21 protein-coding genes are annotated in these 25,004 nt (G+C 53.2%); 7 read left to right on the top strand and 14 right to left on the bottom strand.

What is annotated here, in order from left to right:
• Positions 1-19: 19 nt before the first annotated feature.
• The 3 genes from R3I13_RS03160 to R3I13_RS03150 form a co-directional block, all read right to left on the bottom strand.
• The gene (locus R3I13_RS03160) at positions 20-1,036 is read right to left on the bottom strand and encodes a PorP/SprF family type IX secretion system membrane protein (RefSeq protein WP_346316468.1); all 1,017 of its coding nucleotides are present in this window, start codon (positions 1,034-1,036) and stop codon (positions 20-22) included.
• Between the two features lie 227 nt (positions 1,037-1,263).
• On the bottom strand, positions 1,264-1,917 hold the full coding sequence (gene upp, locus R3I13_RS03155) for a uracil phosphoribosyltransferase (RefSeq protein ID WP_346316467.1): 654 nt from the start codon (positions 1,915-1,917) through the stop codon (positions 1,264-1,266).
• A 178-nt stretch (positions 1,918-2,095) separates the two neighbouring features.
• Positions 2,096-3,979: a von Willebrand factor type A domain-containing protein gene (locus tag R3I13_RS03150; protein WP_346316466.1), complete on the bottom strand. Its 1,884-nt coding sequence runs from the start codon at positions 3,977-3,979 to the stop codon at positions 2,096-2,098.
• Between the two features lie 96 nt (positions 3,980-4,075).
• Here R3I13_RS03150 and R3I13_RS03145 point away from each other — a divergent pair, with 96 nt between their 5' ends.
• Entirely contained in the window at positions 4,076-5,167 is a 1,092-nt protein-coding gene (locus R3I13_RS03145) for an anhydro-N-acetylmuramic acid kinase (RefSeq protein WP_346316465.1), read from the top strand.
• 3 nt (positions 5,168-5,170) lie between these two features.
• On the opposite strand, the gene ade is transcribed toward R3I13_RS03145, so the two are convergent.
• Positions 5,171-6,817, bottom strand: coding sequence for an adenine deaminase (gene ade / locus R3I13_RS03140; RefSeq protein WP_346316464.1), 1,647 nt, complete (start codon positions 6,815-6,817; stop codon positions 5,171-5,173).
• Positions 6,818-6,925: 108 nt separating this feature from the next.
• On the opposite strand from ade, the gene R3I13_RS03135 reads away from it, so the two are divergent.
• The gene (locus R3I13_RS03135; protein ID WP_346316463.1) at positions 6,926-7,636 is read left to right on the top strand and encodes a hypothetical protein; all 711 of its coding nucleotides are present in this window, start codon (positions 6,926-6,928) and stop codon (positions 7,634-7,636) included.
• A 250-nt stretch (positions 7,637-7,886) separates the two neighbouring features.
• Here the strand turns inward: R3I13_RS03135 and R3I13_RS03130 are convergent, their stop codons facing one another.
• A complete protein-coding gene (locus tag R3I13_RS03130) occupies positions 7,887-8,894 on the bottom strand; it encodes a WYL domain-containing protein (RefSeq protein ID WP_346316462.1) in 1,008 nt (335 codons plus the stop codon).
• Between the two features lie 99 nt (positions 8,895-8,993).
• On the opposite strand from R3I13_RS03130, the gene R3I13_RS03125 reads away from it, so the two are divergent.
• Both R3I13_RS03125 and R3I13_RS03120 read left to right on the top strand, forming a co-directional pair.
• Positions 8,994-9,584 carry a hypothetical protein gene (locus R3I13_RS03125; RefSeq protein WP_346316461.1) on the top strand — a complete coding sequence of 197 codons (591 nt, stop codon included), beginning with the start codon at positions 8,994-8,996 and terminating at the stop codon, positions 9,582-9,584.
• A gap of 378 nt (positions 9,585-9,962) precedes the next feature.
• On the top strand, positions 9,963-10,598 hold the full coding sequence (locus tag R3I13_RS03120) for a peroxiredoxin (protein ID WP_346316460.1): 636 nt from the start codon (positions 9,963-9,965) through the stop codon (positions 10,596-10,598).
• 308 nt (positions 10,599-10,906) lie between these two features.
• Here the strand turns inward: R3I13_RS03120 and R3I13_RS03115 are convergent, their stop codons facing one another.
• The 4 genes from R3I13_RS03115 to rlmN form a co-directional block, all read right to left on the bottom strand.
• A complete protein-coding gene (locus tag R3I13_RS03115; RefSeq protein ID WP_346316459.1) occupies positions 10,907-12,493 on the bottom strand; it encodes a S41 family peptidase in 1,587 nt (528 codons plus the stop codon).
• Positions 12,494-12,617: 124 nt separating this feature from the next.
• The gene (locus tag R3I13_RS03110) at positions 12,618-13,352 is read right to left on the bottom strand and encodes an RluA family pseudouridine synthase (RefSeq protein WP_346316458.1); all 735 of its coding nucleotides are present in this window, start codon (positions 13,350-13,352) and stop codon (positions 12,618-12,620) included.
• Between the two features lie 58 nt (positions 13,353-13,410).
• Positions 13,411-15,135, bottom strand: a complete 1,725-nt coding sequence (locus R3I13_RS03105; protein WP_346316457.1) for a pseudouridine synthase — start codon at positions 15,133-15,135, stop codon at positions 13,411-13,413.
• Between the two features lie 46 nt (positions 15,136-15,181).
• Positions 15,182-16,228: a 23S rRNA (adenine(2503)-C(2))-methyltransferase RlmN gene (gene rlmN, locus R3I13_RS03100; RefSeq protein ID WP_346316456.1), complete on the bottom strand. Its 1,047-nt coding sequence runs from the start codon at positions 16,226-16,228 to the stop codon at positions 15,182-15,184.
• Positions 16,229-16,325: 97 nt separating this feature from the next.
• On the opposite strand from rlmN, the gene R3I13_RS03095 reads away from it, so the two are divergent.
• Entirely contained in the window at positions 16,326-17,525 is a 1,200-nt protein-coding gene (locus tag R3I13_RS03095) for an acetyl-CoA C-acyltransferase (RefSeq protein ID WP_346316455.1), read from the top strand.
• Positions 17,526-17,563: 38 nt separating this feature from the next.
• On the opposite strand, the gene R3I13_RS03090 is transcribed toward R3I13_RS03095, so the two are convergent.
• Entirely contained in the window at positions 17,564-17,770 is a 207-nt protein-coding gene (locus R3I13_RS03090; protein ID WP_346316454.1) for a hypothetical protein, read from the bottom strand.
• Positions 17,771-17,895: 125 nt separating this feature from the next.
• Here R3I13_RS03090 and R3I13_RS03085 point away from each other — a divergent pair, with 125 nt between their 5' ends.
• Positions 17,896-18,831, top strand: a complete 936-nt coding sequence (locus tag R3I13_RS03085) for a DMT family transporter (RefSeq protein ID WP_346316453.1) — start codon at positions 17,896-17,898, stop codon at positions 18,829-18,831.
• A gap of 39 nt (positions 18,832-18,870) precedes the next feature.
• Here R3I13_RS03085 and R3I13_RS03080 read toward each other — a convergent pair whose 3' ends face one another.
• Positions 18,871-19,443: a sigma-70 family RNA polymerase sigma factor gene (locus R3I13_RS03080; RefSeq protein WP_346316452.1), complete on the bottom strand. Its 573-nt coding sequence runs from the start codon at positions 19,441-19,443 to the stop codon at positions 18,871-18,873.
• Between the two features lie 300 nt (positions 19,444-19,743).
• Between R3I13_RS03080 and uvrA the strand changes: the two genes are divergently transcribed.
• Positions 19,744-22,548: an excinuclease ABC subunit UvrA gene (gene uvrA, locus R3I13_RS03075; protein ID WP_346316451.1), complete on the top strand. Its 2,805-nt coding sequence runs from the start codon at positions 19,744-19,746 to the stop codon at positions 22,546-22,548.
• A 23-nt stretch (positions 22,549-22,571) separates the two neighbouring features.
• Here uvrA and R3I13_RS03070 read toward each other — a convergent pair whose 3' ends face one another.
• The 3 genes from R3I13_RS03070 to R3I13_RS03060 all read right to left on the bottom strand — a co-directional run bounded on the left by R3I13_RS03070 (position 22,572) and on the right by R3I13_RS03060 (position 25,003).
• Positions 22,572-23,492: a helix-turn-helix transcriptional regulator gene (locus tag R3I13_RS03070; protein WP_346316450.1), complete on the bottom strand. Its 921-nt coding sequence runs from the start codon at positions 23,490-23,492 to the stop codon at positions 22,572-22,574.
• A 9-nt stretch (positions 23,493-23,501) separates the two neighbouring features.
• Positions 23,502-24,401: an NAD(P)H-binding protein gene (locus tag R3I13_RS03065; protein ID WP_346316449.1), complete on the bottom strand. Its 900-nt coding sequence runs from the start codon at positions 24,399-24,401 to the stop codon at positions 23,502-23,504.
• 152 nt (positions 24,402-24,553) lie between these two features.
• Positions 24,554-25,003, bottom strand: coding sequence for a DUF4293 domain-containing protein (locus R3I13_RS03060; protein WP_346316448.1), 450 nt, complete (start codon positions 25,001-25,003; stop codon positions 24,554-24,556).
• Position 25,004: the final 1 nt, after the last annotated feature.

Raw genomic sequence — 25,004 nt, 5'->3', positions numbered from 1 at the left:
CAGTATTATGAGAAACCGGTTAGAATTTCGGGCAGAGTGTACCGTTCTTTTTGTTGTCGCCCTTTGTACGGATGTAGATCACTGAAAGCTCCATGCCGCCGCGGTAGTTGGACGCGGGCTTCAGGGTGGATACGTTCAGATCGTAGCTGAGACCTACTTTCACGCTGTTGAATTCCAATCCAACATAAGGATTTACAGCGTCTTTCAAACGGAACCATGCGCCCACGTAAAAGATGGTGGGAGCGTCGGGCATATCATTCAGCATAAAGCCGTAAGCGCCGCCCATCGTGGTTTCTGCGGCCTGGTTCTGCTTCATGTAGTGTGCGCTCACGTGGATGCGGTTGCTGCCGTTTACCGGGAAGGAGCCGCCGCCATGGACGGTATAACGGTAGCTAAGGCGGTTGTTGTCTGCATTCAGGAACGTTTCCGTAGGCTGCGTGAAGTGGTAATAAGACACGCCCAGGTAAAGGTTGGAAGATTCGCCCACCAGGCCGCTGTACAGCAGCCCCACGTTATAATCCATGTAAGAAATAGCCGTGTTGGTGATGCTTTCCCCGCTGGGCAGGGAAGGATCGTAACCATTGTCTCCTATCTGCTGCTCGAAGATCAGCTTGCTCTGGTCCACACGTTTCTGCACAAACGCAGCCTGCAGGCCGATACCGAGTGTGTGGTTGCCCTCTACGTCAAGCCCTTTGTGATAGGCTGTGCTGAGCGCCACGTAGTTGGAATTCAGCGCGCCGCCGCCGGTTTTGTCGTACAGCGCGAGAACGCCTACACCCCAGGTATCTGTGTAAGAAATTGTGTTTTTCAGGATACCAAAGTCCGCTGCGAGCGTGCCGGTAATATAAGGAGAAGCAATACTGCGCCATTGGGAGCGGTAGTTGCCGGAAAGACGGAGATCGCCGGAGAAGTACCCTGTAAACGCAGGGTTCAGCGTAAGCGGAGATGCGAAGAACTGCGTGAAATGCGGGTCCTGCGCCTTGGCCTGGCTGAATGCATAAAGGGTCATGGTTAATAGGAGTAGAACTTTTTTCATCACTTCAACGGTTATAAAACATATAGGGACACTATATAATTCAAAGCTACAAAACAATATTCATATTTCAAATTAAATCTATATAATGAAAATCCGCTATTGTATCTGCTTTGCAATGAATACCAGTGAGTTTAAAACGACGACAGCTGCTGCGGGATCTGGTTGACGCACAAAGCACCTTTAAAGGGGGCGCTTCTATCTATAAGAACGTAAAAAATTGCAATTTGTTACTGCTGCACCTTGGTACCGAAAGCCAGGTCGCCGGCATCGCCCAAACCGGGCACGATGTAGCCTTTGGCCGTCAGTTCATCATCAATGTCCCCGGCCCAGATGCTGATGTTGGCGTCGGCATTCCGCTGCACGTATTCGATGCCGATGGTGCAGGCGATGGCCGTAACAATGTGAATATGAGCGGGTTTCCCGAATTCGGCCAGGTGATCGATGGTTTTGACGAGGGAAGCGCCGGTAGCCAGCATGGGATCGGAGAGGATCAGCACCTGTCCGTCCAATGGGGGGCAGGATACATATTCCAGGCTGATCTCGAAGGAACCGTCGCGGTTATGTTTGCGGTAGGCAGAAATGTAGGCGTGATCCGCTTTGTCAAAATAATTCACCAGGCCCTGGTGCAAGGCCAGGCCGGCTCGAAGAATGGTGCCCAGCACGGGCTGCTGCTTCAGCACTCCGCAGGTGGCGGTGCCCAGCGGGGTCTGCACTTCCTTATCCACGTAGGTGAGGGTTTTGCTGATCTCATAGGAAGCTACTTCGCCCAGCCGTTCCAGGTTCCTGCGGAAGCGCATCCTGTCCGTCTGTACGACCTCATCCCTGATCTCGCTCATCCATTCGCCCACCAGCGAATTGGTTTCACTCAAATTGATAATCATAGCCCTGCCATTTTGCGTTTGCACGCCAAAATAGTGCTTTTTTGCTTACCAATGGCGAAAAGCAGTGCGGCGAAAGGATTAATTAACCCTTCCGCCGCAGTATTTGAAAGATAAGGCGCCGGCAGCCAGGCACCCATCCGCCCGGGGCGCTACCCAAGCCGTTCCCCGGCAACCTTTCTTAATCTTCCTTCGCCACCGATGCGCTCAGCGCCTGCGCCTTCTTCAGCAGCTGGATGTATTCGGCCCGGTATCCTTCAGGATCATCGCCTTTGGCGGATACGGCCAGTTTAAGCGCATCGTCGAAGCTGGATTTGCCTGCATGCGGACTGTTGCGCAGCAGCATGCCGAACTGTGCCACGGAGGCGGCTAAACGGAAATCCGCCGGGCATTCGCTGATCGGCTTTGCGCCGGGTTGTAGCACGGCCTGCAAAAGCTGGCTCTTTTTGCCCTGGGGAGCTTTGTAACGCACTTTCACCGTCAGCACCTCCCTGCTCTGCACCAGCGGTGTGGGAACGGGCGCGGGCTGCTGGTATTTCAGCGGGTCCACGGAACCGATCTGCGGCATGGGCGAACCCGCGGGCACAATTTCATACAGCGCGGTCACGGTGTGGCCGGAGCCCATATCGCCCGCATCTTTTTTGTCGTCGTTGAAATCTTCTTTGTCCAGCAACCGGTTTTCATAACCGATCAGGCGGTAACCTTGCACCTGCGCGGGATTGAACTCTACCTGCAGCTTCACGTCTTTGGCAATGGTGAAGAGGGTGCCGCCGAACTCCGTAGCAAAGGTCCGGCGGGCCTCTTCGAAATCATCGATATAGGCATAGTTCCCGTTTCCCTTGTCTGCAAGGGTTTCGAGTTTATTATCTTTATAATTTCCCATCCCAAAGCCCAGCACGGAAAGGAATACGCCTTGTTCCCTTTCTTTTTCGATCAGTTTCTCCAGCGCTTTTTCGCTGGAGATGCCTACGTTAAAATCACCGTCTGTGGCCAATATCACGCGGTTATTGCCTTCTTTCATGAAATTCTCCCCCGCTATGCGGTACGCCAGCTGTATGCCTTCGCCGCCTGCGGTGGAGCCGCCCGCTTCCAGCTTATCGATCGCGGCGATGATGCGCACTTTGTCTTTGCCGCTGGTGGAAGGCAACGCCAGGCCCGCCGCGCCGGCGTACACCACGACAGACACACGGTCTTGCGCCCGCAGCTGCTGCACCAGCAGTTTAAACGCCTGCTTCACGAGGGGCAATTTGTTTTCCGATTCCATAGAGCCGGAAACATCCAGTAAGAATACGAGGTTGGAGGCGGGAAGGTTATCCGCCGGTATGCGTTTGCCTTGTATGCCGATGCGTACCAGCTGGTGCGATGGGTTCCAGGGGCAAATGGCCAGGTCGGTGTGAATGGCCACCGGGTCCTGGTTCTGCGGGGCTGTGTAGTTATAATCGAAATAATTGATCAGTTCTTCCACCCTTACCGCATCGGTTTCGGGCAGCTGGCCCTGGCCGAGGGAGCGGCGCACGAGGGTGTACGAAGCACGGTCCACATCCGCGGAGAAAGTGCTCAGCGGATCGTTTTTCGCGGTGTGGTATTTGTTTTCGTTGATCCTGCCGAACTCATTGGTGTTCTGCTCATAATGCACGATGCCTTGCATAGCCCGTGATCCGTAAATGGCGGCAGATGGAACAGCGCTAATCGACGCGGTTACCGCCGCTCTCTTTTGCACCTGGGCATAGCTTGTTACTACTACTTCCTGCAACGCCCGTGAATCTTCGCTCAACCGGATGGTAACATTGTTATCGCGCGCGGAGATTTTCCGTGTCGCGGTAGCATAGCCCATAAAGCGGATCTCCAGTGTAACAGTATCCGTTTCCACTTTCAGGCTGAATTCGCCGAGCATATTGGTGGCTGTGCCCTGGGTGGTGCCGGCAATGGTCACCATGGCGCCGGTTAATGGCAGGGAATCACGTATGGACAATACTTTCCCGGTAATGACCTTTTCTTTACCGGATTGGGCATTTACAGCCAGTACAGGGAGGGCGGCGAGGAGTAACAGGAGTATCTTTTTCATAACAGATCGGTTTGTTTCCGGGGTATGGATGCAGGAAATGACAGGTATTCCATAAAAGTTTTTTCCTTCCTGTTATATTTGCTGAAATTTCGCAGCATGGTATACAATGTAATCGGTTTAATGTCAGGCAGTGCACTGGATGGGCTGGATATGGCTTTCGTGGAGCTGAGCGAAGTGCGCGGCCAGTGGGGTTATGTGATCCACGCAGCTGAATGCCTGCCTTACGACACGCAATGGACGGAAAGCCTGAAAGGCGCCGTGAACCTGCCTGCGCGGGAATACCAGCTGCTGCATACCGCCTACGGCCATCACATCGGCCGGCAGGTAAAAGAATTCATCCGCCGCAATCACCTGGAGCACCGGGTGCATTTCATCGCCTCGCATGGCCATACCACTTTTCATATACCTGAACAGCAAATGACGGCCCAGCTGGGCGACGGCGCAGCCATTGCCGCGGAAACCGGCCTGCCCGTTATCAGCGACCTCCGTTCCATGGATGTTGCGCTCGGCGGCCAGGGTGCTCCCATTGTGCCTATTGGGGAAAAACTGTTGTTCCCCGGCTATGATTACTGGCTGAACCTGGGTGGTATTGCCAATCTTTCCGCTAAAAATGAAGACGTCTACCACGCCTTCGACGTGTGCCCGGCCAACCGCGTGCTGGACGCGCTGGCGGCCGCGCTCGGCAAAAGTTACGACGAGAACGGAGCGCTGGCCTCAGGCGGCGTAACAGACGCCAAACTGCTGGACGCGCTGAACGCCCAGCCCTATTACAGCCGTCCGTTCCCCAAATCCCTCGCGAACGATTTCGGAACGGATGTGATACTGCCGCTGATCAACACGCACACCCTGTCTGTACAGGGCAAGCTGCGCACGTACGTGGAACATATCGCGCAGCAGATCGTTGCTGCTGTGAAAGCGGTGTCTGGAGAGGCTACGCAGGAAAAGAAATTGTGGGTTACTGGCGGCGGGGTGTTTAATCTCTTCCTCATCAAAACCATCAAAGCGCAGTTGGAGCCTTTGGGCATTACGGTGGTAGTGCCGGATGAGCAGACGGCGGCCTACAAAGAAGCATTGGTAATGGCGCTGATAGGAGCGCTGCGCTGGCGCCAGCAGCCGAATGTGCTCAGCTCTGTAACAGGCGCCAGCCGCGACAGCGTGAATGGCGCTTTATATCTTGGTGAAGGATGATCATTACTCTTCCGGGAAAGCCAGTTCCTCAAAAACAAATTCATCCCCGTTGAATAATCCTTTGTCGCTCAGCTTCAGATGCGGGATCACCAGCAGCGCCATGAAGGATAATGTCATGAAAGGCGCGTCCAGCCTGCAGCCCAGGGCCTTGGCCGCTTTGTCCATGAGGCCGTATTTATGCGCGGTAAGGTAACCGTCTTCCGCGCTCATTAATCCCGCAACGGGCAGCGGCATTACCTCATTCCCATCCGGAGACACTACGCTGATGCCGCCTTTGCATTCAACCAGGTTGTTCACTGCTTTGCAGATGCTTTCATCATCCGCGCCTACGGCGATGATGTTATGGCTGTCGTGCGCTACGGTGGAAGCGATGGCCCCTTTCTTCAACCCGAAGTGATGGATGAACCCGCAGGCTACCGGCGCCTCGTTGTAACGGTTCACCACGGCCACTTTCAGTACGTCCTGCGAAATGTCGGAAACAAGATTGCCGCCATGGCTGCAAAGGATCGCGCTGATGCGGTTGGTGATCAGCTGGCCCTGCAGGGCTTCGATCACTTTTACCCGCACGGTCGGCTCATCTGCCGCAATGCGGAAATCGGCTACTGTTTTGGGTGAACAGCTGAAGCGGTTGATAGGTGTTATGGGAACGGAAGGAATGAGCGTTTCCCCGTTCTTCGCCACCAGTGTGCCATTGATGTATGTTTCAAGGACGTTGAAATGCTGAAGGTCATCCACCACGATGAGATCCGCGGGGTCATTCACCCGCAGCAGCCCGACGGGCATGCGGTAATGCTGCACGGGGTTGATGCAGGCGGCCAGCAGGATGTTGTACAGGTCGTAACCCTTTGCCAGCGCTCTTTTCACGAGCACATTGATGTGCCCTTCTTCCAGGTTGTCCGGGTGTTTGTCGTCGCTGCAGAACATCACCATTTGCGGATGTGAATCCAGCAGCGGGGCCAGCGCTTCGAAATTACGCGCGGCGCTGCCTTCCCTGATGAGGATGTGCATACCGTGCTGCAGCTTGTCCAGCGCTTCTTCCAGTGTAAAACATTCATGGTCGGTACTGATGCCTGCTGCAATATACCGGGCGGCATCATCGCCGCGGAGGCCGGGCGCATGGCCGTCTACCGGTTTGCCATACCGTTTGGCCGCGGCTATTTTAGCCATCACCCCGGCGTCTTCATGCAGTACGCCGGGATAGTTCATCATTTCGGAGAGATAATAGATATCGGGCCGTTGCAGCAGCTGATCCACCGCCTGCGCGTTGATGCTGTCGCCGGCGGTTTCGAATATGGTGGCGGGCACGCAGGAGGGCGCGCCGAAGCAGAACTTAAAAGGTACTTTGGCGCCATTGCTTAGCATAAACTCCACACCTTCAACACCGCATACGTTGGCGATCTCATGCGGGTCGGATACGGTGCCTGTAGTGCCGTGCACCACGGCCATGCGCGCAAACTCGGAAGGTACCAGCATGGCGCTTTCCACATGCACATGCGCATCAATGAAACCGGGAAGGATGTAGCGGTCCGGTACCGCGGTTGCAGCGGGTTCGATGCTTTGGATACGGCCGTTGGCAAGGGTGACCACGGCGGGGTATGTTCTTCTGCCGGGAATGTCTACCACATGGCCGGCCAGCTGTAACTGGTTCATAGCCGTAAAACTCGTGAAAAACCGTTAAAGAAAACCTAATTGATTTTGCCAGGTCTGATAAAAAGACAACATTTGTAGCAATTCCAATCTATCATTAAACTAATTTTTATGAAGCATTACCTCATGTTAACCCTGGCGGCAGCGCTTACAACTGCTGCGGTTAGCACGAAAGCACAGACAGTGGACGAAATTGTCAGCAAACATATCACCGCGATGGGCGGCAAGGATAAACTGGGGGCTCTCAAGAGTTCAGTAACGGAAGGCACAATGGAAGTGCAGGGCATGGAATTCCCCTTTAAAGCTACGATCATCAACAAACGCGGCATGCGCATCGAGTTCGACGCGATGGGCACCAAAAATATCCAGGTGGCCACCACTACAGGCGGCTGGAACCTGCTGGGTGTGCAACAGCAAACCGAACCGGTGGATGTGCCCGCTGAAAGCCTGAAGGAGATCGGGCCCGACCTGGATATTGAAGGCGAGTTGGTGAATGCGAAAGAAAAAGGCCATACACTGGAGTTGATCGGCAAAGAGACCGCGGACGGCGCGGAGCTTTACAAGATACAGCTGACCCGTAAAGACGGCAATGTGGCCAATTATTTCATCGATACGAAAAGTTATTACATCACCAGGAGGTCTGTGCAGATGGGCGGCCAGGAAGCGATCAACACGCTGCTGGAATACAAAAAAACGGACGATGGTTACGCGTATGCTTCCGTGGTGGAAACGCAGCCCACCGGCGTAAAGCTGAAAGTAACGAAGATGCTGTTCAACTCACCTGTGGATGAAAAGATCTTCGAAAAGCCTGTGAAGCAGTAATATAAAATTGACCGATACTGAAAGAGGCGTTCCTTGTGGAATGCCTCTTTTTTTATTCCGTCATTGCGGAGAAAATCCGTCATTGCGCTCTGGAAAAGTCTGTCATTGCGAGGAGCTGAAAGGAATTCTGTGCAGCAGGAAGCGCGACGAAGCAATCTCCAAACAGAGCGTGGGTCAATTCAACGCAGGAGATTGCTTCGTCGCCCCACCCGCTTTGGCTCGGTGGCTCCTCGCAATGACGGGATTTCTTTTATGCCTGGTATTTTTTGAGCATTTCCGCGGCTTCCTGCCGGATGCGGTCTGCCAGGTGCTGCGGCTGTATCACTTTCACGCGGCTGCCGCTGCTGAGCAGCAGCATAACAAGCTCGTGATTCACCACGATATTCAGCCTGATGCGGCATTCTTCTTCGTCGTCTTTTAATATTTCCTGCGAGGGGTGCAGCGGCTGCGTTTTCACGTATTTGCCCTGGTGCGGCGTGTAGGAGAGGACGATCTCTTCCGGTTCGCCTTCAGACACGGTGATGCCGATGGCATGCTGGAAATAGCTGGCGTCGTCGAAATTCTTTTCATCGAAATGTTTATCGGTGGGCCAGAGCTTCACCACGCGGTCCAGCGCGAAAGTGAGCAGGGTGCCGCCTTTCGCTTTCTGGCTTTTACCAATGAGATAGAAGCGGTGGTTGTATTCGCGGAGGTGATAAGGTTCTACCCAGTGTTCTTTAGGTTCGCTGCGGTCGAAGCTCTGGTAGGCGATGCGGATCACTTCCAGGTTCTTGATCGCGTCCACGATCTCGGGGATCAGCTCGGCGCCTTTGTACTGGCTGCCCCGGCTGAATTTAATGAGGCCGCGGTTTTCCAGTTGCTGGCGGTTCATTTTGAGGCTGGCGGCGATTTTGAGGATGGCGTCTTCGAAACGCTGTATCACCGGCAGGCTGCGGAACTGTTCCAATATGCCGATGGCCACTTCCAGGCCCTGGAGGTCCGCTTCGTCTATGGGGCTGTTGCTGATGGAGAAATTTTCGTCCGAATAATAATAGGCCCGCTTGCTGCGGTCGTATATAATGGGCGCGAAGTAGTTCAGCTCCGCATCGTTGCGCATATCTTCTATGTCTTTCTGGATGGTGCGCACGGCAATGGTCTTGTCCATTTTGCCTGATACGAACTCCACCAGGTCCTCCAGGGAAGGTTTTGGCAGCCGTTTATTGCGAAAACGCTCGTCCAGCCAGCGGTAACGGGAAAGCGCATCTTTATTTTTAGGCATGATCGATCTTTTTTTACCGGCCCTAAAATAAAACAAATTTGCTACGCATATCCCCTGCGTACGGTCCTGATATTTTTGTATCGTTATCAATCAGCAATTATGAAAAAGGTATCCGTACAAACATCCGATTACAAAGAAGCAACCGCCATCAAAGTGGGTCAGATCATATTGGACGATTCCCATTACCTCACCTGCTGGGGTTACCTGGAAACTGCGGAAGGCTGGCGCAAATGCGATTTCGTGACGAATTATGATGTGCTCAACACCATGCTGCGCGCGGTGGAAGACAAAAGCGAAGCAGTGCAGATGGCCATTGTGCAGAAGCTGGAAACGATGGAGCAGATACCTGAAATGATCGATTTTGAAGCGCAGCTGGGCGAGCCCGTGCTGTTCGATAACCTGAGCTTCCAGCTTGCCCGCCCGCAGTTTGAGCCGGGTACGGAATGGATGGAATATTCAGACAACAATTGTTTTTATATCCGCAAAGCGGAGCCCATCACCCGCACGGAAGCCAATGCCCGCGGCGTGGCGCAGTGCATGAGCGCGCTGGCCGGGCATTACGCGCTGTACCTGGGCTACCTGGAACTGGAATTCGACGAAGCTTCCGCAAGGATGAAAGCCGAGCTGGAAGACGATATGAAATATACCCTGGCGTACTACGCCTGGCAGCAATCCCCGAAAAATGACTGATCCCGATACCCCATGTTAACCATCAAAACCACTTTAAAACATCCATGATCATTGTTAACCTTCAAGATCATCCATTTATCCTCGTTAACCATGACGTCCATTATCCCTTGTTACCCATTTTGAAAAGCACCGTCTGATCCCATGCCCCCGGGGAGAGAACGGCCACCATCCGGACTTTTGTTAACCCCGGCTCGTCCATTGTTGTATGAACAGGGCTCCGGCAGGCACACGACCGCCTGCCGCCCCTGGAATACAATACCAGGGCCTTTTCCCCCGCAGAATTAAAACAAGATTAAAAAACTGTAAAAAAATACCTTAAAGTCTATAAAAATTGTAGGAAATTAGTATTTTTGATTCCATCATAAACAAGAACTGACCATGAGTTTAAGATTAGGCGATACAGCCCCTAACTTTAAGGCGAAAACCACCATTGGAGAAATAGACTTTTACGAATACCTTGGCGACAGCTGGGGCGTATTATTTTCTCACCCTGCCGATTTTACCCCTGTTTGTACGACTGAACTTGGCAAAACTGCCCTCCTGAACGGCGAATTTGCCAAACGTAACGTCAAAGTGCTGGCGCTCAGCGTAGATCCCCTGGATAAACACAAGAGCTGGATCGGCGATATTAATGAAACACAGGGCTGTGATGTGACTTTTCCCATCATTGCCGACGAAGATAAAACAGTAGCGAACCTCTACGGCATGATCCATCCGAATGCTTCGGAAACCTTTACCGTACGGTCGCTGTTCGTGATAGGCCCGGATAAGAAAGTGAAACTGACCATCACGTATCCCGCCTCCACCGGCCGCAACTTCCACGAAGTGCTGCGCGTGATAGACTCTCTCCAGCTTACGGCTAACTACAGCGTGGCCACACCGGCAGACTGGAAAGACGGTGAAGACGTGATCGTGGTGCCTGCGGTTAAAACGGAAGACATCCCGGCCAAGTTCCCGAAAGGTCATAAGATCATCAAACCTTATCTGAGAACAACACCGCAGCCAAATAAATAAATAGCTGCATTATCTTTGCGACGAAAAGAATCATTTGATATATACTGGATTGGTTCCAGCCTTCTGCCAACGAAGGAAAGATATTAAAGGAGCAGGACCGGCAACACCGCTGGTTGCAAGGGTTTTACTCCTGATCGTTTTTTTTAATGGTTGGTTTTTGATTTTACGAAACGGGGATTTTTCCCCGTTTTTTTATGCCCGTATGTGACCGGTCTCCCGCCTTTATGCGTAAATGCCTGACCCCGGGCAAATAAAAACGGGCCGCCCAAAGGCAGCCCGTTCAGAATTACATGTATTATTTCCGGGAGTTATTCAGATTTTAATCTCCTCCTGTGCTCGATCATCCCGTTAAAGCCTGCGCTTTCCACGGGTTCCATCCTCAGGTCGGAGGCGTTCACCACGTTGCCGTTCGCCGTGGCGATGCGGGCGTCTGAAAGCCTGCCGGTGGTGGAGCCGGTATTGATATAGTTGATCGCTTTGGCCAGGCTGCTTTCCAGCGGGTCGCCAAAGTCGCGGGTCACCAGGTCCTGCTCGGCCATGTCCGGCGTGAAGCCATCGAAATAATCGCCTTTGTTGAGGGCATTGGTGCTGGTGAACTGGGACATGTACACGGTGAATTTATCGATGCCGATGCCGAAGAAACCAACAGGTTTGCCATAGGATTTGCTGCCCACGGTTTTGACGTCGATATTGGCAGGGTAAGCGGCTAAGCTGTTGATAGTGAGTTCACTGGCGGAGGCGGTAGAACCGGTCATGATGAACACCACCTTGCGCACATTGTCCAGGGTACCTTTTTTTGCGAAGTAAAATACGTTGCCTGCCAGCGTGAAATCCACATCAGCATAGGTGAGCGGCTTGCCGTTGCTGTAGCGTTGCTGATAGTTGGCGTCCAGCAGGGGCAGCGATTTCAGGATGGGGGCTTTGCCTTCCTGGAGCAGGGTGTTGAACTGCTCCTTGTACATCACTTTGCCATTCATCGCGTTGGGAATGATGAGGTTAGCGAGGTATTCGAAAGTTTCAACATAACCGCCGCCATTGTAGCGGAGGTCTATCACCAGGTTGTTCACCCCGGCAGTGGCAAATTCTGCAAAAGCCTCATCCAGCGAATTATCCGCTACGCTGAGGCGGGAAAAGCGCATGAGGTTCAGGTAGCCGATCTTGTTGGTGCCGCTGCCCTGGATCACCTTATGGGCAGTCACCGGGTCGTTGGTATAAGTTTTCTTGGTAAGGTTTGCAGTGGCTTTGGTGCCGTTTGTTTTGGTGAACTCCAGGCTGAGGGTACTGCCATTGATGAGCGTGTTCAGCGAACCGGCGTCTGTAGGCGGGTTGCCGCCGTTCATTTTTGTGATCTCGCAGCCGCGGGTGAGGCCGGCTGCGTCGGCCGGGGAGCCTTTTTCCACGTAAGCTACGTACACGTATCTTTTACCCGGCGTCGGGTCGTTTGCAAAGGTGACGGGTATCGCCTGGAAGCCCATGTCGTTGCCACTGCCTTCCAGGTCCACCGCGCCTTTGATGCCCCTGGCCAGGTTGCCGCTTTCCACGAAGGAGAACTTGGAGCGGGAAGGATTGGGCACGTAATATTCGTATGGCTTCTGCGTGGCAGGATTTTCCTTTAACTGGCTGATCTTATACATTGCGTTCTTCAGGCTGGCCAGATCGTCCGAACCGGCGTATCCGCGGGGATTGAACGTGCTGTAATCAGGAATGGCGTCGTACCAGAGGTAGGTCTCTTTCGCGAAAAGATACAACGTATCAAGGCTTAGCTGCAGGCGTGTGCCGGTTGCAGGCGTAGTCGGCGGCGGCGTATCTGGCTCCGTATCCTTCGAATTCTTTTTACAGGCGGCTAAAGCGGCGGCGCACAGGAAAGCTGTGCCAATGATCCGGAGCTTAATCATAAATTGAAGCGATTTACTTGAAAATTACGTCAAATCCGTGATATCCTGTGCCAGGAACCGGCCAATGGTATAAATCAGCCGGTCAGACGCAGAGATTTAACATACTAACGGGAAAATCCTCAAATTAGTTGCCTTGGGGCTTCTTATGCTTACGCAATTGCTGCAACACGGCCTGCATATCTTTGGGCAGGGGCGCCTCGAGCTCAAAGACCTGTCCCTTTTCGTCCTGGAACCTGATCTTCCAGGCATGCAGGGCCAGCCTGCCCAGCAGCGGTTTTTCCTCTTCGGTGAACTTCCCCAGCCTGAATTTCTTCTTGATGCCGCTCAGCAGCACCGGCTGGTTGTTGCCATACAGCGGGTCCACCGCAATAGGATGCCCCAGGTGTTTCATGTGCACCCTGATCTGGTGGGTGCGCCCGGTATGGATGCGCAGCCGCACAAGACTGTACAGCCCGAAGGATTCCAGCACCTCGTAATCCGTAAGCGAGGGGCGGCCTTTGGCATTGGTCACCATTTTACCGCGTTGCACAGGATGTTCCATGATGGGGGCGTTGATGCTGCCGGATGGTTCCACGAATTCCCCGTTCACCAGCCCCAGGTAATACTTTTCTACATCGCGGCTTTCGAAAGCCTGTGAAAGGGCCTTGTGGGCCGTTTCGTTTTTCGCGAATATCACGATGCCGCTGGTATCGCGGTCCAGGCGGTGCACGGTGAAGATCTGCCCGTACTGTTTTTTGAGCAGGGCGGAAAGCGCCTCCAGCTCGTTATCATGACGGTCAGGGATGGTGAGCAGCCCCGAAGGTTTGTTCACCGCCACAAAATCGTCGTTTTCGAATATGATCAGCGGTTCCAGTCTCATGTATCTGATGGTCTTATTTCAAAAGCGGCCTTGCTGTTGATTGCAAGGCCGCTGCCGGTTATTTAAAGTGTTTGAGCAGGATCACTTCCTTTTCTGTCAGGAAGCGCCATTTGCCACGGTTCACGTTCTTTTTGGTGAGGCCGGCGTACATCACGCGGTCCAGCTTTTCCACCTTGTAGTCCAGGTGCTCGAAAATGCGGCGCACGATGCGGTTCTTGCCGCTGTGTATCTCGATGCCCACCTGTTTTTTATCCTTGGTGTCCACATAGCCGAGCGCGTCTACCAGTGCCAGGCCGTCTTCCAGCGTCACGCCTGCGATGATCTGGTCGAAATCCGCTTTGGTAAGCGGTTTGTCCAGCTCTACGTGGTAGATCTTTTTGATGTTGTGCTTCGGATGCGCCAGTTTTTGCGCCAGCTCGCCGTCGTTGGTGAGCAGCAGCAGGCCGGACGTATTGCGGTCCAGGCGGCCAACGGGGTAGAGCCTTTCTTCGTCTGCCGCGTCTTCCACGAGCTCCATCACGGTCTGGCGGCCTTCAGGATCGTCGGTGGTGGTGATGTAGCCTTTGGGTTTGTTGAGCAGTACGTAGATGAGGTTCTTCTGGATGTAAATGCGTTTGTCGTTGAGCGTTACCTGGTCTTTGGCGGTCACTTTGAAAGCAGGCTCCACGATCTTTTCGCCGTTCACGGTCACTTTGCCTTCCTTGATATAGTCCACGGCCTTACGGCGGCTGCAGATGCCGCAATGGGCGATGAACTTGTTCAGCGGCATTTCATTACCGGAAGTTTCTTCGGAAGCAGTTTCTTTTATGATGCGCTTGCGGGTGCTTTTTTCTTTCTTTTTGCCGTGTACTTCAGCTTTGCGGAGGCTTTTGCGGGGGCGGTCGCCGAAAGATCTCTCTTTCTTCGGGCGGTCTTCTCCGTCGCCGTCACGTTTTTTTGATTTGAATTCTTTGTCGCCAAAGCTGCGCTTGGGGCGGTCTTCGCCGTCTTCAAACTTTCTTTTGGGACGGTCTTCGCCATCGCCAAAACTTTTCCCTGGTTTGAATTCTTTGTCGCCGAAGCTGCGTTGGGGTTTATCGTCTCGGTCGACAAAGCTGCGACTGGGGCGGTTTTCGCCGTCTTCAAACTTTCTTTTGGGACGGTCTTCGCCATCGCCAAAACTTTTCCCTGGTTTGAATTCTTTGTCGCCGAAGCTGCGTTTGGGTTTATCGTCGCGGTCGCCAAAGCTGCGCCTGGGGCGGTTTTCGCTGTCTTCAAACTTTCTCTTGGGACGATCTTCGCCATCACCAAAACTTTTCCTTGGTTTGAATTCTTTATCGCCGAAGCTGCGTTTGGGTTTATCGTCTCGGTCGCCAAAGCTGCGCCTGGGACGGTTTTCACCGTCTTCAAACTTTCTTTTGGGACGGTCTTCGCCATCGCCAAAACTTTTCCCTGGTTTGAATTCTTTGTCGCCGAAGCTGCGTTTGGGTTTATCGTCGCGGTCGCCAAAGCTGCGCCTGGGGCGGTTTTCGCTGTCTTCAAACTTTCTCTTGGGACGATCTTCGCCATCACCAAAACTTTTCCTTGGTTTGAATTCTTTATCGCCGAAGCTGCGTTTGGGTTTATCGTCCCCGCTGCCGGAGCGGTTTTCCCGGAAGCCTTTGAAAGATCCTTTCTCATCGGACCTTCCGCGCGGGCTATCTTCTCCGTCCCTTTTGGGGCGGCGTTCTGATGAAGATTTGCCGGCCTGGTTTTCTTTGAAAGGTGTGAACCCTTTGCGGGGAGCGGGTTTGCTTTTTTTCATGCTGTATGTTTATGTTGCTGCATTCCTGCAGTAGATACTATATTTTTTAAACAGTTGCTTTATTCGCCAGCTGGCCGCAGGCAGCATCAATGTCTTTGCCGCGGCTCCTGCGCAGGCGGGCATTCACGCGGTGCTTTCCAAGGTATTCCATGAACGCTTCCGTCGCTTCAGGCGAAGGCTTCTGGAAACGGGCATGATCTATCGGGTTGTATTCGATGATATTCACGAGGTCTACCGGCACCTGGCGGTAGATCTTGATCAGCTCGTCAGCGTCCTTTTCGGAATCGTTGAAATCCTTGAACAGGATATATTCGAAAGATATTTCGTTTTGCGTGGCTTTGTAGAAATAATTCAGCGCATCCACCAATACTTTCAGGTTATTGGTTTCGTTGATCGGCATGATCTGGCTGCGTTTTTTGTCGTTGGCGGCGTGGAGGGACAGGGCCAGGTTGAATTTCACCTGGTCGTCGCCCAGCTGCTGGATCATTTTGGCCACGCCGGCGGTGGATACGGTGATCCTTTTCGGGCTCATGGCCAGGCCTTCGGGAGAGGTGATCTTTTCTATGGATTTCAGCACGTTACGGTAGTTGAGCAGGGGTTCGCCCATGCCCATGTAGACGATATTGGTGAGTTTTTTCCCGGACGATTCGAGGGCTTGTTTGTTGATGAGGGCCACTTCGTCGAAAATTTCGTCGAATTCGAGATTCCTTTTCCGGTCCATGAAGCCGGTGGCGCAGAATTTACAGCTGAGGCTGCAACCTACCTGGGAAGATACGCAGGCGGTCTGGCGGGTGCTGGTGGGGATCAGCACGCCTTCCACCAGGTGGCCGTCGTGCAGGCGGAAACGGCTTTTGATGGTGCCGTCTGTACTGTGCTGGGTGGTGTCGATTTTAATAGAGGGGAAGGAGAAATTCTCCTCCAGCGCGGCCCGCAGGGGCTTGCTGAGGTTGGTCATGCTCTCAAAATCCGGGGCCTGTTTCAGCCACAGCCATTCATAGACCTGTTTGGCCCTGAAAGGCTTCTCGCCCATCTGCTCAAATACTTCCTGGATCTGGGAAAGGCTCAGGTGCCTGATGTTCTGCTTCCTCGTCATCCCGCAAAGGTACGTCCATATTTCGGATTTGAGATTAGTAAGAAGGCCCGTAATACCGGATAGTTACCCTAAATTCGCAACTTTAACAATTGACGTTATGCAAACTGCTTATATAGTAGACGCCGTAAGGACCCCCATAGGCCGCTACGGTGGCAAGCTCAGCAGCATCCGGCCAGACGATATGCTGGCGCTGATGCTCAGGAACCTGTTAACACGCAATCCCTCGCTGGACCCCGCTGCCGTGGAGGATGTGATTGCCGGGGCCACCAACCAGGCCGGGGAAGATAACCGCGATGTGGCCCGTATGGCCGTTTTACTGGCCGGGCTGCCCGTTTCCGTGGCCGGCAATACCGTGAACCGCCTCTGCGCTTCCGGCCTCCAGGCCATCATGGACGCTTCCCGCGCTATCATGTGCAACGAAGGCGACGTATATATCGCCGGCGGCGTGGAAAGCATGACCCGCGCCCCGCTCGTAATGCCCAAGGCCGACGGGCCTTTCAGCCGCAAAACAGAGATATACGACTCCACCATCGGCTGGCGTTTCACCAACCAGAAGCTGGCGGACATTTATTATCCTTTTTCCATGGGCGAAACCGCCGAGAACGTGGCCCGCGAGTGGAAGATCAGCCGTGAGGACCAGGACCGGTTCGCCTACGAAAGCCAGTTAAAATACAAACAGGCGCTCCTGGCGGGCAAATGGGAAGAAGAGATCATTCCTGTGGAGATCACGCCCAATAAGGAAGAACAGGTAATTTTCAGCAAAGATGAGCATCCCCGGGAAACCTCCCTCGAAAAACTGGCCGGCCTACGCCCCGCCTTTGCCAAAGGCGGCTCCGTGACTGCGGGCAATTCCGCCGGCATCAACGACGGTGCTTCCGCCCTGCTGATCGTTTCCGAAAACGCGCTCAAACGCTTCAATCTGAAACCCATAGCTATGGTACGTTCCATGGCAGTGAGCGGGGTAGACCCCGCGATCATGGGCATCGGCCCGGTGCCTTCCACTGTAAAGGCGCTTAAAAGAGCGGATATTTCAGTGGCGGACCTGGATGTGATAGAATTGAACGAGGCTTTCGCATCCCAATCCCTGGCCTGCATCCGCGAGCTGGGGCTAAACCCTGAGAAGATCAACTTCAACGGCGGCTCCATTTCCATCGGCCACCCGCTGGGCTGCAGCGGCGCAAGGATCACCACGACGCTGATGCATGAAATGAAGCGGCAGCAGGCCGCGAAGTATGGATTGGCCACGATGTGCGTAGGCGTAGGGCAGGGGGCTGCGATTGTTTTCGAAAAAGTTTAAAATGGATTTGAGTAATAATTAAGGGATTCCCGCTATGGTTAAGGCCTTAGCAGGTTTTCTTTTATTTTGCCCAACTGGGGTTTGGGGATCGGGTAATGTATATTTTCATATTCTTTAACCAGAATAGACAACGTTTCCAATTCATCCCACTCTTGCGATCCTGGCAGCAAATCCATTTGCATAAGGCCGTAAACGCGCTCGAGTGAGCTATTGTATTGCTGCGTGTTTTCTATTTGGCGCTGCATAATCTGCTATTAAGTGATATGCAAGTATCGTAAATTCTTTAATTCGGGTCAAAAAGTTCCATCGCAATTCATCATTCCGTTTACACTTCTATCCCCCGAATCCCCGATCTTTGCGGCACTGAACCATGAAAAGATCAAACTATGCCCTCGGCTTTGCCATGGCCCTGATCGGCGCCATGATGTTTTCCGCCAAGGCCATCTACGTAAAGCTCGTTTACCGTACAGAAGCCATAGACGCCATTTCCATGCTTGCGCTGCGCATGATGTTTGCCGTCCCTTTTTACATTCTTACCGCCATTATCCTCTTCCGGCGAACGGACAACGTGAAGCTCACCGTCCGCCAATGGGGCTGGATCGCCGTGCTCGGTTTCCTGGGCTATTACGCCAGCAGCCTGCTGGATTTTATGGGCCTGGCTTACATTTCAGCCGGATTGGAAAGGCTGATCCTTTTCCTGTACCCTACTTTCGCTTTGCTGATCGGCGCTGTCGGCTTCGGGAAAAAGATCACGCGCACGCAGTGGCTGGCGCTGCTGATCGCCTATGGCGGCATGATCGTGGCTTTTGCAGGAGATGTACAGCAGCAATGGGATCCCGGCGTGGTTACAGGAAGCTTGCTGGTGCTGGGTTGCGCGGTTACTTACGCTTTTTATATCGTGGGCGGCGGGGAGATCATCCCGAAAGTCGGCTCCATGAAATTCACTTCCTATGCTCTCTGTTTCGCCGCCGTCGGCATATTCCTGCAATATTTCGTGAAGCACGGCACGGAGGTCCGGCATTTTTCTGGACATACTTACTGGCTGTGTTTCCAGATGGCCATCGTTTCCACCGTGATCCCCACTTTCCTGACGAGCGAGGGCATCCGCAAGATCGGCTCGGGCAATACGGCCATCATTACAAGCATCGGGCCAGTGGCTACGATCGTGCAGGCTTATATTTTCCTGGACGAACCCATCACCTGGCCCCAGCTGGCGGGTACGGCGCTGGTGCTGGCGGGCGTGCTGCTGATCGGGAAGAAGGGGAAAGAAAAAGGTGGGGAAATAAAAACGAGCGGTAAGCTTTAACTCTCACCGCCCGTTTATTGGCAAGCAAAAAAAGGGTACTCACAAACAAATCTGCTTCTCCGTCATCATCTTCCGGAGATTGATCAGGCCATATCTCATACGGCCCAATGCAGTATTGATGCTCACATTTGTGAGGTCGGCAATTTCTTTGAAACTCAGCTCGGCGTAATGACGCAGGATGATCACTTCCCGCTGCTCGCCTGGCAGCAGGTCCAGCATACGGCGCACGCTGTCGTGGCTCTGCCGGGTCATCATCTTTTCTTCAGCGCTGGGCTCTGAAAAGTTCAGCACATTGAAGATGTCCTTATCGTCGCCGGTTTTAATAACAGGCGTGCGTTTGATCTTACGGAAGTGGTCCACACAAAGGTTATGCGCTATACGCATGGCCCAGGGCAGGAATTTACCTTTCTCCGTATACCTTTCCGCACGGATGGTATCGATGATCTTGATGAAAGTATCCTGGAAGATATCTTCGGCAAGAAATGAATCTTTTACGAGCAATACGATAGATGTGAAAAGTTTGTCCTTATGGCGGTACACCAACTCTTCAAGGGCGGAAGAATGCCCCTTCTTGAACAGGTTGATGAGTTGTTCATCATTCAGTTTGTACATTACTTGCATATACGTCTACCAATAGCGGTTAGTAAATAGTACGGACATTACAGTCAGTAGGTTGTTAGTAGCGTAAAGTTTAAGCGATAATGTACAATTTTATATGTTATGAATGTTCAACCGGGACTAGGTATAAGATGTCGGTTATTGCAAATATAACGGAATGTTTGAATAAAACAACACCCCCCGGATAAATTTGCTATTAAAGATGTACGGCGGATCGGGCATTCCGGATTTCCGGGAAATTCCCCCCGGGATTTTGCCCGGCAGAAGCCTCCGAATCCTTAAATTTGTGATCCTATGTGCGCAAAAGTAAAATCCAAGGAAGTGACCGTTGAACGTGAACCAGTTAGCTCGCCTGACCATATCTTTATCAAAGGTGCCAGGGTGCATAATCTCAAGAATGTCAGCGTATCCATTCCCAGAAATAAACTCGTAGTAGTTACCGGCGTGAGCGGCTCCGGCAAGTCCAGCCTTACGATGGACACCCTCTATGCCGAAGGCCAGCGCCGCTACGCGGAAAGCCTCAGCTCCTACGCCCGCCAGTTCCTCATGCGGATGAACAAGCCGGATGTGGACTACATCAAAGGCATCTGCCCGGCCATCGCCATCGAGCAAAAGGTAATTACCCGTACTCCCCGCTCCACCGTGGGTTCCATGACCGAACTGTACGACTACCTGCGCCTGCTCTTCGCCCGCGCGGGCAGAACCTATTCCCCCGTTTCCGGCCAGCTCGTCAAAAAGCACGAAGTGGCCGATGTGGTGGACCATATCAGCCGCCTGCCCACCGGCAGCAAGGTGCAGATCCTCGTGCCTTTCCGCCAGCATGCCAACCGCAAGCCGCTGGAAGAGCTGAACATCCTGATGCAGAAAGGGTTTTCCCGCCTGTATAAAGACGGCAGCCTGGTGCGCATTGAAGAACTGCTGGAAGAAAAATCGCCCAGGATACCGGCTTCCACTTACGTACTGGTAGACCGTATCGTGGTAAAAGATTTTGAGGAAGATGATAAACACCGGATCGCGGACTCTATACAGACGGCCTTTTACGAAAGCGAAGGCGACTGCTTCCTGGAAGTGGACGGCAAAATGGACCAGGCTTTCAGCAACCGATTCGAGCTGGACGGCATCCAGTTTGAAGAACCCGTTCCCAACCTGTTCTCTTTCAACAACCCTTACGGCGCCTGCCCTACCTGCGAAGGTTTCGGCCAGGTGTTGGGCATAGATGCAGACCTGGTGATACCGGACAAGCGCCTCAGCATCTATGAAGGCGCCATTGCGCCCTGGCGGGGCGAGAAGATGGGAGAATACCGGGAAGCCCTGGTGAAAGCCGCCCGGAAGTTCAATTTCCCCATACACAAACCCGTTTCAGAGCTTACGGACGAGCAGGTAAAACTGCTGTGGACGGGCAATGAGCATTTTTACGGCCTGAACGAGTTCTTCAAAATGGTGGAGCAGAACCTGTACAAGGTGCAATACCGCGTGCTGCAGGCCCGCTACCGCGGCCGCACCACCTGCCCCACCTGCAACGGCGCCCGCCTGCGCAAAGAAGCGCTGTACGTGAAAGTAGGCGGTCACAACATTGCGGACCTCGTGGAAATGCCCGTGGAAAAGCTCCGCGTTTGGTTCGACGGGCTGGAGCTGGACGAATACCAGCAGCAGGTGGCCAAACGCATCCTCATTGAAGTGCATCATCGCCTCAAAACCTTGCTGGATGTAGGTTTGGGGTACCTCACCCTCAACCGTGTGGCCAATACCCTCAGTGGTGGCGAAAGCCAGCGCATCCAGCTGACCCGCACCCTGGGCAGCAACCTCACCAATTCCCTGTATATCCTGGACGAGCCGAGCATCGGCCTGCACGCCCGCGATACCCACCGCCTCATCCGCGTGCTGCACGAGCTGCGCGACCTGGGCAATACCGTGGTGGTAGTGGAGCACGATGAGCAACTGATGGAACAAGCGGATTATATCATAGACATGGGGCCGCTGGCCAGCCACCTGGGCGGCGAAGTGATCTTCGAAGGCACTTACCCCGAGATACTGAAAGACGGCAAAAGCCTCACCGGTAAATATCTCAGCGGCAACCTCCGCATCGAGCCGCCGGCGCACCTGCGCAAGTGGAAACGGTCTATACAGCTGGAAGGCTGCCGCCAGCACAACCTGAAGAACATTGACGTGCAATTCCCGCTGGGCGTGCTTTGCGTGGTAACCGGCGTATCCGGCTCGGGCAAGACCACCCTGGTGAAACAGATACTGTACCCCGCGCTCATGAAACTGAAAGGGGAATTTACCGACCGCGTGGGCGCTCACAGGGCCATGAAAGGGGATATGGACCACATCACGCAGATCGAGATGATAGACCAGAACCCCATCGGCAAAAGCTCCCGCTCCAACCCGGTGACTTATATCAAAGCCTACGACGAGATCCGCGACCTGTTCTCCAAACAGCCACTGTCAAAGATGCGCGGGTTCCAGCCCAAACATTTTTCGTTCAATGTGGACGGCGGGCGCTGCGATACCTGCAAGGGAGAAGGCGAGGTGATCGTGGAAATGCAGTTCCTGGCAGACGTGCACCTGACCTGCGAAACCTGCGGCGGTAAACGTTTTAAGGACGAAGTACTGGAAGTGCAGTACAAAGGCAAAAATATTTACGACATCCTGGAGCTGGGTGTAGACGAAGCGATCGAATTCTTCAAAGACGAAAAGGATGTGGTGGGCAAAATACGCCCGCTGAGCGACGTGGGCCTGGGTTACGTGAAGCTGGGCCAAAGCTCAGACACGCTTTCCGGCGGCGAGGCACAGCGTGTGAAGCTCGCGTCTTTCCTTGGCAAAGGCAAAGCCCAGGGGCACATCCTCTTCATTTTCGACGAACCTACCACCGGTCTTCACTTCCACGACATCCGCAAGCTGCTGGCGAGCTTTAACGCATTGATAGAGCAGGGGCACAGCGTGCTGGTGATAGAGCATAACCTGGACGTGATCCGCAGTGCAGACTGGGCGATAGACCTCGGGCCCGAAGGCGGTGAAGGCGGCGGCACCCTGCTGTACGCCGGGGTTCCGGAAGGGTTGAAGAAAGTGAAGACGAGTTATACGGGGAAGTTCCTTTGATCCGGATACATTTTTTTTCCGTGTCAGCTGAACGATTGCCTGAATTTCAAAGGAGAAAGGCTGGTTTTGGTTTTGAATAATTTGCTGAAAGATTGCGGATGTTCAAATCCTAATTCATAGGCGATCTCGCTTACCGAGAGACCCGTGGTGGATAGTTTTTCTTTTGCCTTTTCGATGAGCTTGTCGTGTATGTGCTGCTGCGTGCTTTTGCCTGTCAGCACTTTTAATAACCCGCTTAAATAGCCCGGCGATATGTTTAAAGACCGGGCGATGTATGTTACCGTAGGCAATCCTTTCCCGGACAGTTCGTTGTCGTTGAAATACCCGTCGATAATGGTTTCCAGGCGGCTGAGGATCGTGTGGTTGGTGATCTTCCTCGTGATGAACTGGCGCTGGTAGAACCGTTCCGAATAAGAGAGCAGCAATTCCAGCTGGGCGATGATAATGTTGTGGCTGTAGTTGTCGATATTCGTATGGTACTCCTGCCGGATATTCTGCAGGATGCCTGATATGATGGCTTCTTCTTTCTCCGATAAGAACAAAGCCTCGTTCACCGAATAATCGAAGAAATCATATTTTTTGATGGTATTGGCCAGGGATGTGTGCCAGAAAAAATCGGGATGGATGTATAACAGCCATCCCGTATGTATTATTTCGGCATCTTCCAGGAGTTCGATCCTTAAAACCTGGCCGGGCGCCATAAAGACGAGGATGCCTTCATCAAAATCATATTCCTGCTGGCCATATCTCATTTTTGCATTGGGAGTCCTTTTCAGCGCGATCACGTAAAAATCGAAAACCATGCCTGCCGGGTCGTCATTCCCCAGCACTCTCATCGCCTCAACATTGACCACGCTGATCAGCGGATGCTCGGGCATCGGGAGATTCCGGAAGCGGTGAAATTCGGAGATCGTTTTAAATCTTCTTGGCTGCGCGTGTCCCATGGTTACAATTTAATTATTCTGCCTGAAAGCAACGGCAAATTCCTTAGCGAAATCAGCCAGTTTTACTTTCCCCATTGCCGGTCTGTTACGGTAATAATCTTCAGCCAGCAGCCCGCTATGGAGGCCGGCGTACATTTCAACCAGGCCGGCGGCGATCCGCGGGTTTATGCCGGCGGTCACCAGGCCGTTCAACATCTGTTCGTCCGGGATGATGGACCATTTTAAATCAGGCTGCCCGATGGCTGCGCCAAGGATCCCGGCGGTTTCTTTACAGGAGCGCTCTTCGCTTGCTACGTAACGTATTTTCCTGCCTGCCGGCGGGGCGGTGAGTTCTTCATCAACCGCGGCGGCAATGTCAATGGGTGAAACCCAGGGAACTATATCTTCTTCGCCATAGTTCGCGGCGATAAAGCCCGCTGTCTTTATCATTTCCGCGTAACCGTATAAATTATAATAAAAAGAAGTGGGGCGCATATGCGTGATGTTTATCTCCTGCGGCAGCCCGTTCAGTATCTTTTCCACATGATGCGCGCCGATCAGGATGCCGTTGCCTTTTTCCAGGTGCGCGCCGATGGTGCTGAGATTCACCACCTGTTTTACGCCGGACTGCAGAACGGCACGGGCGTAATTTTCGCCGACCCCGCGGTAATAGGCCAGGAGGTCAAGGCTGTGGTCCGAGTAATTGTTCGGCGGCACCATCGTATAAACGGCGTCGGCGCCTGTAAATGCGTGTGCAACAAAGTCCGCATCCTGCAGTGAGCCGATGGCGGCTGCGGCGCCCATGGCTTCGATATTTTCCCGGTTCCCGGGTTTGCTGCTGATAACGGTCACCCGGTGGCCTTTTTGCACAAGTCCTGCCGTAAGCGGTTTGCTGATGTGCCCCAAAGAGCCTGTTACTACGATTTTCATATCCTTTGTATTTTGAAATACAAAGTTGCACCGCCGTACAGTGGCGGATGTAGCCGTATCTTATGATCTTGTAGCCAAAAACGGGCATTTGTTGCAATAAAAAAGGCAAACCGGTGCGGCTTGCCTTTTTACATATCGTTGAGCGGAGCGCTTTATCTCAGGCGGTCCAGGCTTTTAATGAGTTTTTCGTCTTTGTATATCCCGCGCGCAGCGAGGAACAGGCATACGATCATGACCACAGGCAAAAAGGCCGGCAGCAGGTAATTGGCGCGTACGATCATGGCGCCGGAAGACTGGAGGGCATTGGCTGTGTCCTGCACTTTGAAATAGATCAGCGCCAGGATGCCGATGGCCAGCAGGATATTCAGCACCGTGAGCCTGAACTGGAGCTTGCGCTTCTTGTACAGGAAAATAGTGACCAGGCTGAGGATGGTGCTGATCATCAGGACGGTAAATATCAGATAGCTGGAAGTGGCATTGAAGGTTTCCACGGCTGTGGTGGCGCCCCTGGTGATAGTGGCTTTCCAGAGGTCAAAACTGCCCATCGCGCCCCCGGCAATGGCTGCCAGCAGCAGGAACAGGCTTTGGATGCGTTGTATCATG

Origin of the sequence: Chitinophaga sp. YIM B06452 (assembly GCF_039655965.1) — a bacterium.
GTDB lineage: Bacteria > Bacteroidota > Bacteroidia > Chitinophagales > Chitinophagaceae > Chitinophaga.
The sequence above is the reverse complement of the archived record's forward strand: the minus strand, read 5'-3'. Positions and strand labels throughout refer to the sequence as shown.

Excerpts from the sequence above, each read along its gene's own strand:
- R3I13_RS03160 (WP_346316468.1), bottom strand. The coding sequence starts at position 1,036 with ATGAAAAAAGTTCTACTCCTATTAACCATGACCCTTTATGCATTCAGC.
- upp (WP_346316467.1), bottom strand. The coding sequence starts at position 1,917 with ATGATTATCAATTTGAGTGAAACCAATTCGCTGGTGGGCGAATGGATG.
- R3I13_RS03150 (WP_346316466.1), bottom strand. The coding sequence starts at position 3,979 with ATGAAAAAGATACTCCTGTTACTCCTCGCCGCCCTCCCTGTACTGGCT.
- R3I13_RS03145 (WP_346316465.1), top strand. The coding sequence starts at position 4,076 with ATGGTATACAATGTAATCGGTTTAATGTCAGGCAGTGCACTGGATGGG.
- ade (WP_346316464.1), bottom strand. The coding sequence starts at position 6,817 with ATGAACCAGTTACAGCTGGCCGGCCATGTGGTAGACATTCCCGGCAGA.
- R3I13_RS03135 (WP_346316463.1), top strand. The coding sequence starts at position 6,926 with ATGAAGCATTACCTCATGTTAACCCTGGCGGCAGCGCTTACAACTGCT.
- R3I13_RS03130 (WP_346316462.1), bottom strand. The coding sequence starts at position 8,894 with ATGCCTAAAAATAAAGATGCGCTTTCCCGTTACCGCTGGCTGGACGAG.
- R3I13_RS03125 (WP_346316461.1), top strand. The coding sequence starts at position 8,994 with ATGAAAAAGGTATCCGTACAAACATCCGATTACAAAGAAGCAACCGCC.
- R3I13_RS03120 (WP_346316460.1), top strand. The coding sequence starts at position 9,963 with ATGAGTTTAAGATTAGGCGATACAGCCCCTAACTTTAAGGCGAAAACC.
- R3I13_RS03115 (WP_346316459.1), bottom strand. The coding sequence starts at position 12,493 with ATGATTAAGCTCCGGATCATTGGCACAGCTTTCCTGTGCGCCGCCGCT.
- R3I13_RS03110 (WP_346316458.1), bottom strand. The coding sequence starts at position 13,352 with ATGAGACTGGAACCGCTGATCATATTCGAAAACGACGATTTTGTGGCG.
- R3I13_RS03105 (WP_346316457.1), bottom strand. The coding sequence starts at position 15,135 with ATGAAAAAAAGCAAACCCGCTCCCCGCAAAGGGTTCACACCTTTCAAA.
- rlmN (WP_346316456.1), bottom strand. The coding sequence starts at position 16,228 with ATGACGAGGAAGCAGAACATCAGGCACCTGAGCCTTTCCCAGATCCAG.
- R3I13_RS03095 (WP_346316455.1), top strand. The coding sequence starts at position 16,326 with ATGCAAACTGCTTATATAGTAGACGCCGTAAGGACCCCCATAGGCCGC.
- R3I13_RS03090 (WP_346316454.1), bottom strand. The coding sequence starts at position 17,770 with ATGCAGCGCCAAATAGAAAACACGCAGCAATACAATAGCTCACTCGAG.
- R3I13_RS03085 (WP_346316453.1), top strand. The coding sequence starts at position 17,896 with ATGAAAAGATCAAACTATGCCCTCGGCTTTGCCATGGCCCTGATCGGC.
- R3I13_RS03080 (WP_346316452.1), bottom strand. The coding sequence starts at position 19,443 with ATGTACAAACTGAATGATGAACAACTCATCAACCTGTTCAAGAAGGGG.
- uvrA (WP_346316451.1), top strand. The coding sequence starts at position 19,744 with ATGTGCGCAAAAGTAAAATCCAAGGAAGTGACCGTTGAACGTGAACCA.
- R3I13_RS03070 (WP_346316450.1), bottom strand. The coding sequence starts at position 23,492 with ATGGGACACGCGCAGCCAAGAAGATTTAAAACGATCTCCGAATTTCAC.
- R3I13_RS03065 (WP_346316449.1), bottom strand. The coding sequence starts at position 24,401 with ATGAAAATCGTAGTAACAGGCTCTTTGGGGCACATCAGCAAACCGCTT.
- R3I13_RS03060 (WP_346316448.1), bottom strand. The coding sequence starts at position 25,003 with ATGATACAACGCATCCAAAGCCTGTTCCTGCTGCTGGCAGCCATTGCC.